Origin of the sequence: Desulfomicrobium orale DSM 12838 (assembly GCF_001553625.1) — a bacterium.
GTDB lineage: Bacteria > Desulfobacterota > Desulfovibrionia > Desulfovibrionales > Desulfomicrobiaceae > Desulfomicrobium > Desulfomicrobium orale.
Window position 1 is genome coordinate 149,398 of the sequence record NZ_CP014230.1, and the last position, 16,777, is coordinate 166,174.

Consider the following 16,777-nt stretch of genomic DNA (forward strand, 5'->3'; position numbering starts at 1 on the left):
CAGCAGCCTATGGATATTCAGCAGCTTCGCCAGAAGTTGGAAGAACAGGAGCATATCCACCATGCCACACTGGCGGTTCTTGACGCCATCCACACCGCTGACAGTGTGTCCGGGCTGTGTCAGGCTATCCGCACCGTTCTTGGCCGGTTCATGACCATTTCCAGCTTTGTCATCGCACTCCGCAACAAGGACTCCGATAAAATAAACATTATCTACCGGGCAGAAGAGACACCAGACTCCTCACCGGACTATGAGGCGCTGGCAGTGGAGGTCATGCGGAAGAAACAGGCTCTGCATCTCCCTGACGGCAAAGAAGCAGATGGCGCAGACGGCCATGACATCCATTCCCAAAGCTGGTTCGGAGTTCCGCTTATACTTGACGAAGAAGCCGTCGGAGTCCTGACCGTACAGTTCTCAGGCCATCCCTCGGGTCTCCCGCCACAGAGCCGGAGTCTGCTGGAAGCCCTCGCGCCACGAATAGCTTCGGCCATCACCCGGAAAGCCGCACTGGAAACCCTTCGTCACACGGAGGAGCAGTTCCATAGTCTGGTAGCCAATATTCCAAGCATTGTTTTCAGCACTTCGACCTCGGGCCTGATTGAATTCATAAGTCCCGCTCTGGAACGCCTCACCGGCCACAAGGCGGACCGCTTCCGGGGACGGCCCTGGCATTGCGATGTGGACGCCGGGGCATACCCGCACCTGGCCGCATGGCTTCCGCCCGCAACCGGCAATGCCGAGAGGGAAAAAACTCTGGGCGGACTGATCCACCCCGAAGACCGGGCGCGGGTACTCGGCACTCTGGACGCGGCTCTGGCCGGCACGGGCACATATGCAGTGGACTACAGAATTCTTCCGCCCGGCGGCCGCACACACTTCGTTCAGGAAACAGGCCGTGTGGTCGGCCAGCCCGGCCGCGTACGAGTCGAAGGCCTGATTCACGACACGCACGCGCAGCGTTCCGCCCAGGAAATCAATCAGGTTCTTTTTGAAATATCGAGCGCCGTCAACACCACATCGAGTCTGGAAAAACTGTATGAGGAAATTCATAAATCCCTGCACCGTGTGATCGACGCCACCAATTTCTATATCGCTCTCCATGACAGACAGCGAGATCTCATCAAATTCCCCTACAGATGCGATGTAGACGCCATAGACTTCGTTCCCCAGGCCTCCACATCCAAAGGCTATACAGCCCAGGTCATTTTCAGCGGAAAGCCCGTACTGGTGGATCAGGAACAGATCGAGGAACTGCACCGCCGTTTCAATGCCGACAAGCGCCTGGGCACACCATCCAAGTCCTGGGTCGGCGTTCCACTGAAGAGCAACAATCAAGTCATCGGGGCCATGGTCTGCCAGAGCTACACAGACCCCAAACGATACACCACCCAGGACATTCTCGTCCTGACAAGCATTTCCGACCAGGTGGCCATCGCCATAGAGCGGGGCAGATCCTACGAGGCGCTGCGGCAAAGCGAGGAGCAACTCCGGGCCCTGTCCCTGCAGACACAGCAGTTCGGCCTGGCCGCGGCGGCGCTGCTGGATAAAAACGACCTCCAGGATATTCTGCACAGCTTCTGCACGGCCATCGTGGAACATTCCGGCTACACCCGCAGCAATATCACCCTGCTGAGAAAAGAGCCGCCTTACTGTGAATCCGTGAATGTCGGAGGGCTGGATCCTGCCGCAGAGCTGGACATGATGACACCGGAATCCGCCATGTCCGGCTTTCTGAAACTGTTCGCGTCGGGTATCAAGCTGGGCCGTTCATCCTATTATATCCCCTGCCCCAAACATGGACATTCCGATTGCCGTGCCTGGCCGGGCGAAGGCCAGGCCGGAGACCAGATGTGGTGCACGGGGGACAATATCTATGTGCGTATGAACGATTCCCTCGGCAATCTGCTGGGTGTGATCTGTGTCGACTCCGCCAAGTCCGGGATCCAGCCCTGCCCGGAGACCATCCGGCCGCTGGAGGTTTTCTCCGCCCTCATTTCCCAGATCATCATCCATAAGCGCCTTCTGGACGACCTGGAAACAGCCCGGACGGAAGCGGAGAAGGCGACCAGGGCAAAAAGCCAGTTTCTGGCCAACATGAGCCACGAAATCCGCACTCCGCTGAATGCCATACTGGGTCTGACCGACCTGGTACTGGATTCAAGACTGTCTCGCTCCCAGGCCTCTTCGCTGCTCAAAATCCAGAATGCGGGCAAATCTCTTCTGGGCATTCTGAACAACGTGCTCGATTTTTCCAAAATAGAAGCCGGAATGCTGCATCTGGAGCATGCGACCGTTTCCCTGCCGGAGGTCATGCGGGAACTGTTCGAGCTGCTCATGCCCCAGGCCGAAGCCAAACAGATCGAAATCATTTTCCATCCGGACCCATCCGTTCCCCACGATCTGCACACAGATCCTCTCCGGCTGCGCCAGATCCTGATGAATCTTCTGAATAACGCCATCAAATTCACGGAAAAAGGACACATCGTCGTATTTCTGGATACTCAGGAAGAACAAGACGGCTCCATCAGCGTCCGCTTCCAGATCGAAGACACCGGCATCGGCGTGCCCGAGGCAGCCATGGCCGACCTTTTCGAATCCTTTGCCCAGGCCGACGGCTCCACTACCCGCCGCTATGGGGGGACAGGTCTGGGGCTTGCCATCACCAGACAGCTCGTTCAGCTGATGGGCGGGAATATCTGGGTGCGCAGCAGGCCCGGTCAGGGCAGTACCTTCGGCTTTTCTCTCCCGGGACAGCTAAAGGGGCGACTTGAGTCCCCCGAAGAGATACAGTGCATTCTGGTCGTGGACGACAACAAGGCGACCCTCAGAGCCCTGGAATCCATGCTTGCCGACCACGAAGTGGATACAGCCTTTTCAGAGAAAACGGCCCTGCGCCTGATCCGTAAACAGAACCATGATTTCCTGCTGATCAAAGACACTTTGTACTCTTCCTGCGGAGAGCGGCTTCTGGACGCATATGCTTCCCGGTATGAAGCGGCTCCCGAAACAGTCCTCATGTGCAGCCGCACCGCTACCGGCCTCCAGGCGGAGGAGTCATCGCCGAAGCGGCTGTATAAACCAATTCGTCCCGAACAGCTCCGAAGCCTGATGAACAGAGCAGGCACAAAGCATGAGCTTTCACAGCGGCCGGTCAGAGAAACCATTTCCCTGACCGGAAAATCCCTGCTGGTGGTCGAGGACAACCCCGTGAATCAGGAAGTGGCCAGACGCATCCTGCTCAGAGCCGGAGCGGACGTCGCAGTGGCCGCCGACGGAATGGAGGCCCTGAACATGATGCAGAGCCGCCGTTTCGATCTGGTACTCATGGATATCCAGATGCCCCGCATGGATGGTTACACGGCCACGCGGAAAATCCGGGAGCATTTCGGGCCGGATACGCCCATCGTGGCCATGACAGCTCATGCCATGGAAAACAATCAGGAAGAAAGTCTGGCCTGCGGCATGAACGACTTCATCGCCAAACCCGTAGATTCCGTGATTCTCCTGAAAAAAATCAAGGCATTGCTGGATGGCTCGCAGATCGAACCGGACACACCGGCGGCCGCTCTGCCGGCTTCTCAGGCCATTCTGAACACGGACGAAGCGGTGGAGCGGCTGAACAATGACCGGCAGCTGTATTCCTCTCTGCTTCAGCTTTTCGTCCAGCGTCATGCAAACATTCAGGGACTCTGCCAGGCCGTCCGCAAGGGAGATTTCGACCTCGCGGCCAAAACGCTGCACACCATGCGCGGCGCGGCCGCAACTATCGGCGGCGGCATGCTGGTCAAAGCCATCGCCGATCTGGAACAGGCCCTGGCCAGGGCATCCACTCCGGCCATCGAAGCCAGCCTGGAAGAATTCATCCGGGCCCACACCGATCTGCTGGAGACTATCAGCGAGCCCGCTCCCAGCACAGACTCTCCGGTCGAGGCTCCGCCGGACGCGGCGTATCTCCGCCCCATTCTGGAAGAGCTGCTCGAACTGCTCTGGCAAAACAATCTCAAGGCAGATGCGGTCGTGCTTAATCTGGGCAGGATGCTGCGCGGCACACAGTTGCAGAAGTGGCTGGACATGCTTAAGGAACAGGTCAACAACCTGCGCTACCAAGCCGCCGCAGACATGACGCAGCATCTTCTGGATACCGTATTTTCGCCTGGGAGCGATGATTTTGCCTTACCCCGACACGAAGCAGACCATCCTCATCGTTGATGACGAACCCATCAATATCAGAGCATTGCAATCCACTCTCGGGGGGGAGTACAATCTCCTTTTCGCCACAAGCGGGGAAATGGTTCTGGATATGGTCAAAAGCGGCGTGCAGCCGGATTTGATTCTTCTGGACATCATCATGCCGGGCATGGATGGTTTCGAAGTCTGCCGCCGGCTCAAAAACGATCCCAAGACACAGCACATCCCCCTGGTTTTTCTCACGGCCAAATGGGAGACCAGCGAAGAAGCCAGAGGGCTGGAAATGGGCGCGGTGGACTACATCCGCAAACCCTTCAGCCCCCCCATTATCCGGGCCAGAATACGCAACCACCTGGAGCTCAAAAGAAACAGGGATCTACTGGAGAATCTGTCCGCTCTGGACGGGCTGACGAACATCCCCAACCGCCGCCGCTTCGACGAAGTCTACGAGTACGAATGGAGCCGGGCCATCCGGACGCAGGCCCCCCTGTCCCTGCTGTTCATCGACATCGACCATTTCAAAAACTACAACGATCTGTACGGCCACCTGGCAGGAGATGAATGCCTGCGCAGCGTGGCCAGGGCACTCCAGTCCTCCCTGGGACGCACGGCGGACTTTCTGGCCCGGTTCGGCGGAGAGGAATTCATCATCCTGTTGCCCGATACCAACGAACGGGGCTGCCTGCACCTGGCCCGGAACATTCTCGACGCGGTCAACTCACTGAAGCTGGAGCACAAGGCCTCGCCCGTGGCCGAACATGTCACGGTATCCATCGGTGGTGTCTGCTGCGCCGACCTCGACTCCTGCCAGCGTCTGCAACTTCTGGAAAAAGCGGACAGGCTGCTCTACAAGGCCAAGGAAGGCGGCAGAAACCGTGCCTGCATCCAGCTCGTCCCGGATACGGGAACCGAGGGCCCCATCCACATGATTTCAAACGACGGAGATTGACATGGAACTCAAAGGAAAACGCTTTGTGATTTTGGTGGATACGCAGTTCAACGACCATGAATACTGGTATCCCTATTTCCGGCTGCGTGAGGCCGGGGCGGAGATTACCGCAGTCGCCGCCAAAGCCGGCCAGACCTATTCGGGCAAGTACGGTACGCCGGTCAAATCCGACAAAACCCCGGTGGACATCAATGTGAAGGACTTCGCCGGCATCGTCATTCCCGGCGGATACGCCCCCGACCATATGCGCCGGGACCAGGGCATGGTGGAGCTGGTCCGTGCTTTCGACCAGCAGGGCAAAATCATCGCTGCTATCTGCCACGCCGGATGGATGCTGGTTTCCGCCGGGGTGCTGAAAGGCAGGAAAGTCACTTCGTTTTTCGCCATCAAGGATGATCTGGTCAACGCGGGAGCTCTCTGGGAAGACGGAGAGGTGGTTGTAGACGGCAACATGGTTACCAGCCGCACTCCGGACGATCTGCCCGCCTTCATGCGCGCCATCATCGCCGCGGCCAGATAAAAATGCCTGGATAGCCAATGCTTGGCTATGAATCCAGAAAGAAAGGATTGCCCGTGTCTGCGAGGGGAATCTCCCGTAAAGAGTGAAGCCGAGTCTTCCGTGCTCCCATCGATCATCGAGATCAGTTTGGATTCGACATGTTCCGGCATCGCACTACACATACCGCCGGAAAAAAGATGCCCCAATGCACAAACTACAGCTGCTAGAACTGCGGAAGCAGAATGGACAATGGATAGAAGCGACAGCAAAAGCCAGTCGGCAAATTCTTCAGGGCAAGAAAAACCAGTAAATGAATAATGGATTTTGAAAAATCCGGATCGTCAATCATAAGAACGGCCCCTTATCACTTTCCGTCAGAACCGTAACTTTAGCCAGCCCCCAGGGTCCGACAGGCAGGAAGGCTCCCGGAGATCAAACATCCGCCGGGAGCTTCCCGCATGATCTCCTACTTCGCCAGCTTGGCTTTCTGTTCTTTATAGAGGTCCTTGTAGACACGATTGAAAAAGTGCGCCGTAGAACGGCAGGCCTCGCCGACAACCACGTCTATATGCCTGCCTTGGGCGCGTTCGGCCAAGTTGTCGGTCTTGGCGCGTGGAGTCTCGATGTGCCAGGCCTGAACGGCCTTCCCGTCAAAATCGTCGATTACAATGGTGAACTGCCCTTCCGGTCCCGTATACTTGTTGTTCTTGGCATCCAGAACGATCTTCTCGGCATTTTCCAGCACGACCTCGTGCGGATAGGTGCACGTCGCTCAGGTCTCCGGAATAGAGAGAAATCTGGGGTCTGCCGCCCAAGCCGCAGAATTGCGAAGTCCCATGACGCCGGAATATGCTACAAGGCTGGCCTTTCCCGCCCTTATGGGGCCGCCGTCCTTGAACACGTTCATATGCACGGCCACATCCTGGCCCTTGGACAGCGCCCAGAAAGGAGCGCAGGCCGGAGTGGAAAGCGGAACCCACTTCATGCGTTCCCTGTTGTAGGGGCCAAGCACCTTTTCAACACTGCCCCGTGCGTCCTTCAGGCGGATTTTCACACTGTCCGCGGTCACGTCCAGAACATCCACCACGCCCCCCGCAATGGTGAAACTGTCACCTTTGACAACATCCTTGACCTGCGGCCTGTCCGGACTGACATACAGGCAGACGCTGTTGTCAGTGGCCAGTTCCAGAACCTTCACTTCATCAGCGGTGATCGATTCAACGACTACATAGCTGCGCCCCACCCCGCTGAAACTGGAGGCATACAGGGCCTCGCCAATCCCGTTCTCGGCTGTGGGCGCGGTAATGCCTTCTTTTTCCTTTGTGCCTTTCGACCAGTTGCTGTCCGCCACATTGGTGATCAGATCACCGGCGTAGGCGGGAAACTCGACGCCGTAATAGTTGCCCGTGGCCTTGAGCAGTTTGAAGGTGGCGGTGCCCTGACCGGGCAGATAGTACGGCAGGGGATCGATGCTGGTGAGCTCAAAACCTCGCGTCCTGTTTTTGTCCACGGGTATGACCTGGTTCTTCTTGAAGGTTACGTTCCTGATCACCGTACGCTCGGAAATGTTGTTGATGGCCACGTATTCCTTGCCGGCAATGGTCAGGGGCTTGCCCGCGAACGGCTCCCAGTTTCCCGAACGGCTCGTCACATAAAGGCCTCCCGGGGGAATGACGATTTTGCCGTCTTTAATGTAGCTCTGACGGATGACAATGCCGTCATTTGCGGTGTGTGCCGTGCCCAGATAGCTCTTGAGCTTGTGGTTGTTGACCATTCCGGGCAGCAGCGAGACATAGGCCGCGTCTTTGGCGGGCGACTGCATGGTCACGCGCTCGGAGCCGAAAACGACGCACGGCAGCGCGACAGCCAGGGTAAGTGCGCCCAGCAGAAATCCGGATGTGCGTTTCATACTTCCTCCAGGTTAAAATGGGGGCCGGAATCCGGTCCTGAACCGCAGACACCGTCCCGGCGGCATTCCGGCCGACGACCCGTCAGCACGAGCATTCCGTTCCATCTATTCCGTAAATGCCGATCACCTTCAGAAGTTCCTCCTTTTTGGCTTCATCAATACCTTCGATCTCCAGCAGCTGGCTGGTCGCGGTGAAGTCCCCATTGAGTTCACGGTACTCCACGATGGCCGCAGCCAGATCCGGTCCTATCTCGGGCAGGGCGGCCAGCTCCGCCTCGGTGGCGGTATTGATGTTCAGCTTCTCGGTCTCGGCGGAGAGAACCGCCGCTCCAAAAAAGAGAATCACCAGCGTTGCAATGTAAGCCAACACATTTTTCAAACTCATACGCCCCTCCTTCAGGTTTCATTGTCCACAGCCGCTTCTTTGCCAAAAAGTTCCGCATGCCAGAGCGGATTATGATGCCGGATGAAATCTTCCGGGACCGTGCCGGTGAACATGGAACGCAGGGCCGGAGCTTCTCCCGGGGCCAATGCGGCCATGTAAATGTGTATGGGCAGAACCATCCCCATGATCCCGGCGCAGAGCAGATGAAAAAACATGCACCACTGCGTAAGCTGCGTCCCCATGTCCATGACGGTGTTAAGACAAAGTATGGTTCCACTCCCGGACAGGCCCATGCCGCATACAAGAACAGCCATGGCCGCGAACTTCTGGCCTGCGTTGTAGAAACCCTGTGGCGGCAGAGCCGGATCCAGTCCGAGCTTTTTCATCCCCCTGACGCCGATGGTGAGCCGCAAAGTCTTGCGCAGGCACCATGTCAGGTCGCTTCCCGGTTTGAGACGGAAGATTTCACGCAAAAAGGGAATGACGTCGGGTCTGACATAGAAGACGGCATACAGCAGCACGCCCGCCATCCAGAGGACACCCAGCGCAATATGCCCGCGCAGCAGAGCGTCCGCACCGAAGATTCCATCCAGCAGGCGGGACCACCACAGCCCGACGATCACGACATCCGGATTGCGCAGCATCCCCAAACCGCCAAGCAGCAACAGGATAAACATGACGGCGTTGAACCAGTGCATGATCATGGCACCGCGGCTGTGGCGCCGGACAAATCGTGTTTCGCTAGCCATTACCCTCTCCTTCCTTTCCGGACGGATTGAAGAGCTGGCGCAGGCCCACCGCAGCCAGGCCCAGAAGAGTCAGGCCGCCGAGCCAGCGCGAAGCTGCGGCCACCGGGGCCATCAGACCGATGGCAAGGGGTATTCCAGCCGCTTTGGGCCAGTATTTGTCCCGGACCTCGGAGAGATAGGCCAGCCTCGGACTGGTCGGCGTTTCCCTCGACTCCACGAATTCAGGCCGACGGCTTCCAAGGATGGCGGCCACTTCGGAATCCGGGTCATCGGCGTCTCCGAAAATGCGTGCTCTGGTCGGGCATACACCGACGCAGGCCGGTTCAAGGCCAAGGGGCACAAGGCTGTCGCCGCAATAATCGCATTTATCTATGCGCCGGGTTCCGGCATTGATGTGCCGCGCCCCGTAAGGGCAGGCTTCGGCACAGCTGCCACAGGCAATGCACAGGTTGTTGTGCACCTGCACGGCGCAGTTTTCGTCCACGAATGTCGCCCCTGTGGGGCAGGCTTCAACGCAAAGCGGCTCGGAGCAGTGCATGCAGGCTCCGGGCTGGAAGGCCATTCCCGTTGGCAGATCACCTGCCGGAGTGACGCGTACCCAGTTGCGGCTCTGATCCGGCTCCACGGCATTGTTCACTTTACAGGCCATCACGCAGGCCATGCAGCCGGTACAGCGTGCGGGGTCAACGGTCATGATGAATCTCGCCATGTTCAGCCCTCCCGCTCCACACGGATGTTTGCAGAATCTGCCACCTTGACCAGCCTGCACCCGGTTCCGTTGAATTGTGCGGAAACCCTGTCCCAGTTGTTGGGCAAAATGGAGTTCAGCGCCCTGCTCCTGGTTCCGGCGTACGGGCTGCCCTCCACAAAATGCGAGGCAGTGAAGACCACACCCGGCCGGATGTTGCCGGTCACATCCACACGGGCCTCCAGACCACCCACGACAGTTTCGAGCCTGACCGGATCGCCGTGAACGAGATTAAATGCGGCGGCCGTATCCGGATGCACCTGCACAAGGCGCCCCCGGGCCATCCTCGACAGCGACGGCGAAAAATTGGTCATGGTCTGCTGCCACTGAGTGACGACCTTGCCCTGAATGAGCACAAGGGGAAAATCCTTCTCCGCCTTGGGCCGGTGCGGACTGCTACGCGGATATTCCCACGAAAAGCCACCCAGCGTCGGCAGGACGAAATTGAGTTTACCGTCTTCCGTTTCCAGTACACCGCGGGAGAAAATGCTGCCGGTGAGAATGGGCGAGTCAGTCCGGGGCCGGGGCCAGACAAGACCATCCGGCGACTTGCGCATGGCTTCCACGCTGAATCCGTTCCAGGAGTCTACGGTACGGTTGAAAAGCTCGGAAAGCTCCGCCGGATCGCGAAAGTCCGGGTAGACTTCCGGAGCGACCAGCCGCCCTATGTCACGGTAGAAACGCCAGTCCGGCACGCAGGAGCCGGGGGCCTCCACAGCCTGATCGCGCCAGACAACCTGTTTTTCCGCGCCATAATGGGAACCGGAACTCTCCGGTGAATATGTAGCCGGAACGAAGAGATCGGCCACCTCAAGTTCGTCGGTCCGGTAGAAGCCCCGGTACACCACGAAGCCGCACTGCTTCATGGCTTCGCGTACGGCATCACAGTCCGGATAACGGCGGTAGCTGGAATTGAGGAACAAAAGATCAATGGCGCCTTTCTTCATGGCGGCCAGAAGGCGGCGGAAGTTCACTCCCGGCATGCTGGCCGGACCGCAGACTGCGTCTATGAATTCCTTTTCACCCTCGGGTTTGCCGCCTTCCATGGTCAGAAGGCCCCTGCCGGAGCCGATGATGTTGCCCGTGAGCCCCTGAAGACTGATGATGAAGCGGATTGTCTGCACACCGTTGGTGAAGCGGCAAAGGCTCCCGCCCATCCAGATGACGGTGCGTTCGCTGGCGGCCACATCGGCATAGAAAGCGCCGAGTTCTTCCGCACCCAATCGAGTGATCTCCATCACCCTTTCTGCCGTCCACGGGCTTGCGCCTTTCCGCAACGCCTCGAGCCCTGTCGTCGTGCGTCCGACCATCCCGGCATCGTACAAACCATTCTCCAGAATGTGCCGTATGGTGCCCAGAGCCAGAACCCCGTCCGTCCCCGGCTCCGGTTGAAGCTGGACATCCGCGAACAGGCTGGTCGGAGTTCTGCGCGGGTCAATATAGATGATCTTCGTGCCGCCCGCCTTTGCCTTGTCCAGCCAGCGCGAATAAACCGGATAAGTCTCGGCCAGATTGGCGCCCCAGAGGACCAAAAGCCTGGCGTTGGTGATTTCATCCACAGTAGTAGTGGACGTGTTGGCTCCCAGCAGCATGCTCAACACGTTGGCGGTGGTGCTGATGCAGACCTCTCCAGCGGGCATGATGTTAACACCGCCGGACACGCGCATGGTCATGAGAGCGGCCAGCTCGCTTTCGCGGCAGTCCCACAGAGGGGACGTGAGGGCCAGACGCTCGCCCGCTTTCGGGCCGTGCTCCTTTTTCAAAGTGATGAGCTTCTCCGCCACCAGAGCCACGGCTTCGGCATAGGTGACGGTTTTCCAGCCCCGCTCCGTCCTGAGCATCGGTTCGGTAAGCCGTTCCTTACTGTTCATGAGTTCGAGTATGGACAGCCCCTTGGGGCACATGGCTCCGCCGGTCCAACGGTTGCGGGGATTGCCGGTGATGGACACGATCCGGCCGCTGCTCACCCGGGCGTGATAGGTGCAGCGGACCTGACAGAACGGGCAGTAGCCGTTCACAACCGTCGCATCCGGCGGGATGAGCGGTGGATTCTTTAAAGCAGATGCTCCAGAGAAAGCGCTGGCTCTGCTGAAAGGCCTGATGGCCGCCAGCGACGCACCGGCAAGGCAGGATTTGAGCAACGAGCGGCGGCTGATTTTGAGACCGGTGTTATTATCTTTCCGCATATATCACCCTGTTCCCGTAATTTCCCGATCCGCTATTTGTATTCCAAATACCAAGCGAAAAACGGCTTATCAACAAATTAAAAGCCATTTTTGTGGTCAATCTGAGACGAATGATGACGCATCCGTGGCGCCATGCCCCAAAAATAATACTCCAAAAAATTTCCCAACACCTCTCGACAAATTTTTGCACATTTTGTACTTCGAACTAAAATTTTGATGGCATAAATTTTTTATTTTCCGATTCTCCTTGGAGGCATCCTCGTCATGCCACGTGTTTCCCCGCGGAATGTGCATATCTGTGCTGTTTTCTTTTGCCTTGTATTCTTCTTTTGCTCTCCCTCGCTTTATGCCGCACAGCCCATCTGTGCATCCGTAAAAATAGAAATCCGTCAGGAAGTGACTCTGGAACGCCAGGCATTTGAGGCGCACATGCGTATCAACAATGGTGTGGCCGGAGTCGATCTGCAAAACGTCAAGGTGCAACTGCTGTTTTTTGACGAGGACGGTAAAGAAGTAGCCTTCACCACAGCTCCGCACTCACACAACAATACGGCCTACAAATTTTTTGCCCGCTATGCGGCGGAGGATGCTCTCGGCTTCGCAGGCAATCCTGCTCAAGGCGGGTTGGTGAAAGGAGCCAGTTCGGCGGATTTGTACTGGTTGATCATCCCCATTCCCGGAGCAGGCAGTCCAGGAGGCACCCTGTATAAGGTCGGAGCACGACTGACCTATTCCACAGGTGGCAGTGGAGACGTTCAGGAAGTTATGGTTACGCCGGACATTATCCGGGTCAAGCCCATGCCGGAACTCTTCCTCGAATATTTTCTGCATCGTGACGTATGGGCGGGCGAACCCTTCGAACTCGGTCTGCGAGTGCGTAATACCGGCCAGGGCATTGCCCGCAGACTGACAGTGGAATCGTCCCAGCCATCCATTGTGGACAACAAACAACATCTGCTCATCAATTTTTCCATGACCGGCAGCAGCGTGAACGGCGCTCCCGTACAGCCAGGCCTCAAAGTCTCCATGGGCGACGTCCCGGCCGGTGGAGCGGCTGTGGCTGCATGGACCATGTTGTGCTCCCGTAACGGCACATTTGAAGAAAACATGGCCGCAGACATCTCTCATGCCGACGAACTGGGCGGCAGCGTGACCTCGCTCATCCGGGATGTGACCACTCATTTGCTCTTCCGGCAGGTACAAATTGACAGCCCGGGCCGAGACCGAATCCCTGATTTTCTGTCGGAAGAAAACCATTCGTGGACCGTGTACGGTTCGGACGGGCAAGACGAACCCGTCACCCTGCTCTCCGGAGCCACATCTTCGCCGCTGCCCGGCCACGAAGGAACCGTCCATGCCGTATCCGTAGCCGCACAAAGCAACGGGCATGGCCTGATCCGCTTAAGGGATCCGCTGGGTGGACATCTGCATCTGGTGCAAGTGGTACGAGCCGATGGCCGGGTGCTGCCCGAACGTAATGCCTGGATAGGCCGCACAAGCGCGGGGCAGCCGGAATTATGCATTTTCGATACTGATACCGTCCAGTCCTATACGGCCATCTATGACGGAAATTCAGCCAATGCCCATGCTCCGGAGCTGAGCCTGAATGGCACGACTGTCAGTGCGGCGGGCAAACAACTATCCATCACGGTCATCGCCGCAGATGCCGACGGCGATACGTTGCGTTGCTCCATTACATCCGTACCTGCAGGCGCGACGGCGAACATTCAGCATCAAAACGGCACCATGACCCTGAGCTGGACCCCAGGACTGCATCAGACCGGCAACCATACGGTAGTATTCAGCGCCACGGACGGCATGCACACCACCGCTCTGCCCGTGACCCTGACTGTCGACGAGGCCGAGGATCGGGATGGTGACGGCCTGCCGGACCTGTGGGAACTGTCCACCTTCGGTGCTCTGGACCGCGATGGCGGCGGAGATTTCGATCACGACGGCATAAGCGACGCCGAAGAGTACGCTTTGGGGACTGACCCTCGCGTTTTTGATCCGGGTCCTCATGCCCCGGACATAACCTTCCCGCCGGATGGCGCCAGACTGGGCACTCTGACTCCGGAATTCAGGCTGCAGCTGATCCGCGCCGAGGGACCATGTATGGTGGACGCACAGATTCTCACAGCAGACTCTCTGGAATCCGTGGCTTTCGCCACCCTCACCCCAAAGGACGGCGCTGTTTCCTGGACCGCACCTGCACCGCTGGAAGAAGACCGGCGTTATGTTTTCCGCGCCCGCCTGCGACGGGCCGGAACAGGCAGTGGCTGGAGCATGGTCCGCTTCAGGACCAGTTCCGTGAACGCGCCGCCTATCGTGCCCCTGTTGGAAAGCCCTCTGGAAGGAGAACTGGTTCCTCTCCGACCTTGGCTGCGCCTGGGACCGGTCCGAGATCCTGAAGGCGATCCGGTTCTGGCACGCTTTGTCATCAGCGCCGATCAGACGCGCATCCTGGCCTCCTCAGGCAATATGACGGCGGAACAAGGTGCAGCCTGGCAGAGTCCGGTTCCGCTGGAAGACAACGGGACATACTGGTGGCGGGCGGAGATATGCGACATCCACGGGCTGGAACAGACTACAGCCTGGACTGCTTTCACGGTCCGAACAGGCGCCCGGCAGCCTGCCGAACCAAAGGTTTCCGCTCCGGAAACAGTGAATGCCGCGAATGCCAGCCTTGAAGTCAGAAGCCTTCCCGGCCTGACCCTGCGTGCCCAGGCCCTGCTGATGGATTCCGGCCGCCTCATACTGGATGCGTCCATCCCGGCGGACATCCAGGGGCGAGGCAGATTCATACTCTCCGGCCTTCCGGAGCGCGGTCTGCTGGGTTGGAGGGTGCGGGCGGAAAACGGCACAGCCAGTTCCTGGACTTCCGGGGTAATGGATGTACGGCAAAAACCACCCGTCGCGCCGCTGCCCCATGATCCCCAACTCGGGGCCACGACAGGGCTCTTCCGCCCCTGGCTGTCGATACTGGCTCCCGAAGGCGAGATTCTGCACTACGAATTTGAAGTATATGCCAATTCCACATTGATCGCCTCAGGCAATTCGACATCCCCCCGGTGGCTGACGACAACGGATCTGCCCCATCGAGTCCCCCTGGCATGGCGGGCTCGCGCGGCAGACTCCATGGGCCCCGGTCCTTTCTGCAACCATCAGGATTTTCTGGTAAACGCTCCTGGAGTGGATGCTCCTCCCACATTCCAGTGGGAAGACGACTCCACCCTGCCCGGAGCGGGTCCCTTTACTCTGGCCTGGGACAATCTGGACGCGGACTCCAATATCACCATCTCCCTGTTCTCCTGCCCGAAACCGGATGGGGAAAATGCTACTGAGATACTGGCCGCGACGAGTTTTCCCGACGGCAGAAACAAGTGGATCTGGACCGGGGCGAATCCGGGACTTCATTATATCGGAGCACATATGACCGACGGCATCAGCACCGTACGAAGCATCCGCCCGGTTCCGGTTCTGGCAGGCGAAGAAAAACCCGGCCCCGGACGGCCCCATGCTCTGGATGACAACCGTATCTGGCGGGCTTCCGAAACAGTGGTCACGGGTAATGTCATTCAGGGCAAACCCGATGGCGGACAAGCGGATACGGCCGGAACCGGTACCATCCGGGTCAGCGGTCTATTCTATCGGGGCAAGAAGTACGCTGCCGGAGAAACAGTCCGGCTGGAATCCGGCTCCTTCGTACTCGCCGTCGACGGTTCGTACACCTACACCCCGCAACCTGGAGAATCGGTGCTCTATGATGCCGATACCACCGTGTCTCAGAGCGGAGTCAATGTGCAGGCCAAAAGCTTTACCCGACCATTTGCGGACCGAATGCCCTTCGCGGTTCAGAGTGTCAGCAACTCCTCTCAGGGGCTGGGCGTGAAGGAATCCTTCACAGACAGCCGGGCTATCGACCACAAATTTGTACCACGCATTAAGAACTGGAAACCATTCATGGAGCCGCACGGACAGGGGCTGGTTTTCGACCTGGAACGCCCCGGCAGACGCCTGCAACTATATACAGCCTCAGCCTCGGGACTTCTCAGGACACAAACGGATCAGTTTGTCCTCGACTTCTACGATGAACAAGGCTCCTATCTGCATACCGAGGACAATGCCGGGGCCTTCCACCATGTGCCGGATCACAAAACCCGGGGGCTTGCCATCTCCATGCCTGAACGTGCCCGTTACCTGGGCGTGCGGGCGGTACCCACGGACGAGGAGCAGGCCACAACCGCCTCTCCCGTCAATTTCTGGAAGATCGGTCTCCATTCCAGTTCTTTCTATGTAACCAGACTGGCTGTGCGAAGAAATGCAGTCAGAGAAGAAATCGTCTATACCATCGCCGACGAGGCCGAAAATACGGATAACGCCACGCTGCGGCTGATTCCGGCTGAACCGTAGGAGCCGGTGATAAAAAATGAGGCATCTCGCTCCGGTATTCTTCCTGATGCTGACGGCTCTGCCCGTTTGGGCAGAGGATATGTTTCTGACAGCAGAACATGCTGTGGCCGAGCATGGGCCGCGCTCCGTGTATACACTGGTGGATTTTCGGCCCTCAAAAGATTTCACGCGGCTCAGCATACCCCACTCCCTGAATGTTCCCCTGGCGGCGTTGGAGGGTATGCCGCACCTCAAAAACAGGCGGCTGATTCTGGTAGGCACGGGACACAGTCTGGCCGAACCCTGCGAAACGGCCCGGAACCTACGCGGACAGGGCTGGCGGATTCATATCCTGCTGGGCGGTCTGCCCGCCTGGCAAGACGCGGGCGGCTCTTTGACGGGTGATCCCTTTGTCTTGGATGAATACCGGGAAGTCTCCTTGAATACGCTCAAAGCTGATGCCCTGCAGATCCCTTTGGCGCTGGCCGTCGTGGACGGGCTGTCACACAAGGCAAGTGCAGTCCTGAACACCACTGCGGTTCACGTGTTTGAGCCAAGACACGGGGAATCCCGGCAGGAATTTCTGCACCGCATGGACAATGCCTCCATGCCCGTATGCCTGGCCGATGCCAACGGCCGTTTTCCGCATCGCCTGATTCGCGATGCCCGCCAGGCCGGGCTGAAAAACTTCCTCATCCTGCGCGGTGGTATGGCCGCGCTCAGCCCCATATTTCCCGAACCCTGTTCTCCCTGTGACGAAAGGAATGATTGA

Annotated in this window: 12 protein-coding genes; 6 read left to right on the top strand and 6 right to left on the bottom strand. The window is 58.2% G+C overall.

The genetic code is table 11. From position 1 onward, the window contains the following. Window positions 1-9 precede the first annotated feature (9 nt). The 3 genes from AXF15_RS00745 to AXF15_RS00755 are packed head-to-tail and all read left to right on the top strand — an operon-like array spanning window position 10 to window position 5,657. Window positions 10-4,209 carry a response regulator gene (locus tag AXF15_RS00745; protein ID WP_066601938.1) on the top strand — a complete coding sequence of 1,400 codons (4,200 nt, stop codon included), beginning with the start codon at window positions 10-12 and terminating at the stop codon, window positions 4,207-4,209. Then, the gene (locus AXF15_RS00750) at window positions 4,169-5,137 is read left to right on the top strand and encodes a GGDEF domain-containing response regulator (RefSeq protein WP_417926394.1); all 969 of its coding nucleotides are present in this window, start codon (window positions 4,169-4,171) and stop codon (window positions 5,135-5,137) included. Before AXF15_RS00745 ends, AXF15_RS00750 begins: the two co-directional genes overlap by 41 nt. Before the next feature lies 1 nt (window position 5,138). Then, on the top strand, window positions 5,139-5,657 hold the full coding sequence (locus AXF15_RS00755; RefSeq protein ID WP_066601942.1) for a type 1 glutamine amidotransferase domain-containing protein: 519 nt from the start codon (window positions 5,139-5,141) through the stop codon (window positions 5,655-5,657). A gap of 445 nt (window positions 5,658-6,102) precedes the next feature. On the opposite strand, the gene AXF15_RS00760 is transcribed toward AXF15_RS00755, so the two are convergent. The 6 genes from AXF15_RS00760 to AXF15_RS00785 all read right to left on the bottom strand — a co-directional run bounded on the left by AXF15_RS00760 (window position 6,103) and on the right by AXF15_RS00785 (window position 11,445). Beyond that, the gene (locus tag AXF15_RS00760) at window positions 6,103-6,381 is read right to left on the bottom strand and encodes a transcription factor (protein ID WP_236884788.1); all 279 of its coding nucleotides are present in this window, start codon (window positions 6,379-6,381) and stop codon (window positions 6,103-6,105) included. A 27-nt stretch (window positions 6,382-6,408) separates the two neighbouring features. Beyond that, window positions 6,409-7,545: a hypothetical protein gene (locus AXF15_RS00765; RefSeq protein ID WP_066601946.1), complete on the bottom strand. Its 1,137-nt coding sequence runs from the start codon at window positions 7,543-7,545 to the stop codon at window positions 6,409-6,411. 82 nt (window positions 7,546-7,627) lie between these two features. Next, window positions 7,628-7,930 carry a ComEA family DNA-binding protein gene (locus AXF15_RS00770; RefSeq protein ID WP_066601957.1) on the bottom strand — a complete coding sequence of 101 codons (303 nt, stop codon included), beginning with the start codon at window positions 7,928-7,930 and terminating at the stop codon, window positions 7,628-7,630. Between the two features lie 11 nt (window positions 7,931-7,941). Continuing rightward, window positions 7,942-8,679, bottom strand: a complete 738-nt coding sequence (locus AXF15_RS00775; protein WP_066601963.1) for a cytochrome b/b6 domain-containing protein — start codon at window positions 8,677-8,679, stop codon at window positions 7,942-7,944. Further along, window positions 8,672-9,388, bottom strand: coding sequence for a 4Fe-4S dicluster domain-containing protein (locus AXF15_RS00780; protein WP_066601965.1), 717 nt, complete (start codon window positions 9,386-9,388; stop codon window positions 8,672-8,674). The genes AXF15_RS00775 and AXF15_RS00780 overlap by 8 nt, the downstream gene beginning before the upstream one ends. A gap of 2 nt (window positions 9,389-9,390) precedes the next feature. Next, a complete protein-coding gene (locus tag AXF15_RS00785) occupies window positions 9,391-11,445 on the bottom strand; it encodes a molybdopterin-containing oxidoreductase family protein (protein ID WP_236884789.1) in 2,055 nt (684 codons plus the stop codon). A gap of 19 nt (window positions 11,446-11,464) precedes the next feature. Between AXF15_RS00785 and AXF15_RS14425 the strand changes: the two genes are divergently transcribed. From AXF15_RS14425 to AXF15_RS00795, 3 genes are all read left to right on the top strand, one after another. After that, window positions 11,465-11,830 (top strand): hypothetical protein, encoded by a 366-nt coding sequence (locus AXF15_RS14425; RefSeq protein WP_236884790.1) that lies wholly within the window; start codon window positions 11,465-11,467, stop codon window positions 11,828-11,830. Window positions 11,831-12,042: 212 nt separating this feature from the next. Further along, window positions 12,043-16,026 carry an Ig-like domain-containing protein gene (locus AXF15_RS00790; RefSeq protein ID WP_151192233.1) on the top strand — a complete coding sequence of 1,328 codons (3,984 nt, stop codon included), beginning with the start codon at window positions 12,043-12,045 and terminating at the stop codon, window positions 16,024-16,026. Between the two features lie 79 nt (window positions 16,027-16,105). Next, window positions 16,106-16,777: a rhodanese-like domain-containing protein gene (locus AXF15_RS00795; RefSeq protein WP_151192234.1), complete on the top strand. Its 672-nt coding sequence runs from the start codon at window positions 16,106-16,108 to the stop codon at window positions 16,775-16,777.

Bases quoted from the DNA above. Each gene is read 5' to 3' on its own strand.
- AXF15_RS00745 (WP_066601938.1), top strand. From the start codon at position 10: ATGGATATTCAGCAGCTTCGCCAGAAGTTGGAAGAACAGGAGCATATC.
- AXF15_RS00755 (WP_066601942.1), top strand. From the start codon at position 5,139: ATGGAACTCAAAGGAAAACGCTTTGTGATTTTGGTGGATACGCAGTTC.
- AXF15_RS00765 (WP_066601946.1), bottom strand. From the start codon at position 7,545: ATGAAACGCACATCCGGATTTCTGCTGGGCGCACTTACCCTGGCTGTC.
- AXF15_RS00770 (WP_066601957.1), bottom strand. From the start codon at position 7,930: ATGAGTTTGAAAAATGTGTTGGCTTACATTGCAACGCTGGTGATTCTC.
- AXF15_RS00775 (WP_066601963.1), bottom strand. From the start codon at position 8,679: ATGGCTAGCGAAACACGATTTGTCCGGCGCCACAGCCGCGGTGCCATG.
- AXF15_RS00780 (WP_066601965.1), bottom strand. From the start codon at position 9,388: ATGGCGAGATTCATCATGACCGTTGACCCCGCACGCTGTACCGGCTGC.
- AXF15_RS14425 (WP_236884790.1), top strand. From the start codon at position 11,465: ATGAGCGGTGGATTCTTTAAAGCAGATGCTCCAGAGAAAGCGCTGGCT.
- AXF15_RS00790 (WP_151192233.1), top strand. From the start codon at position 12,043: ATGCGTATCAACAATGGTGTGGCCGGAGTCGATCTGCAAAACGTCAAG.
- AXF15_RS00795 (WP_151192234.1), top strand. From the start codon at position 16,106: ATGTTTCTGACAGCAGAACATGCTGTGGCCGAGCATGGGCCGCGCTCC.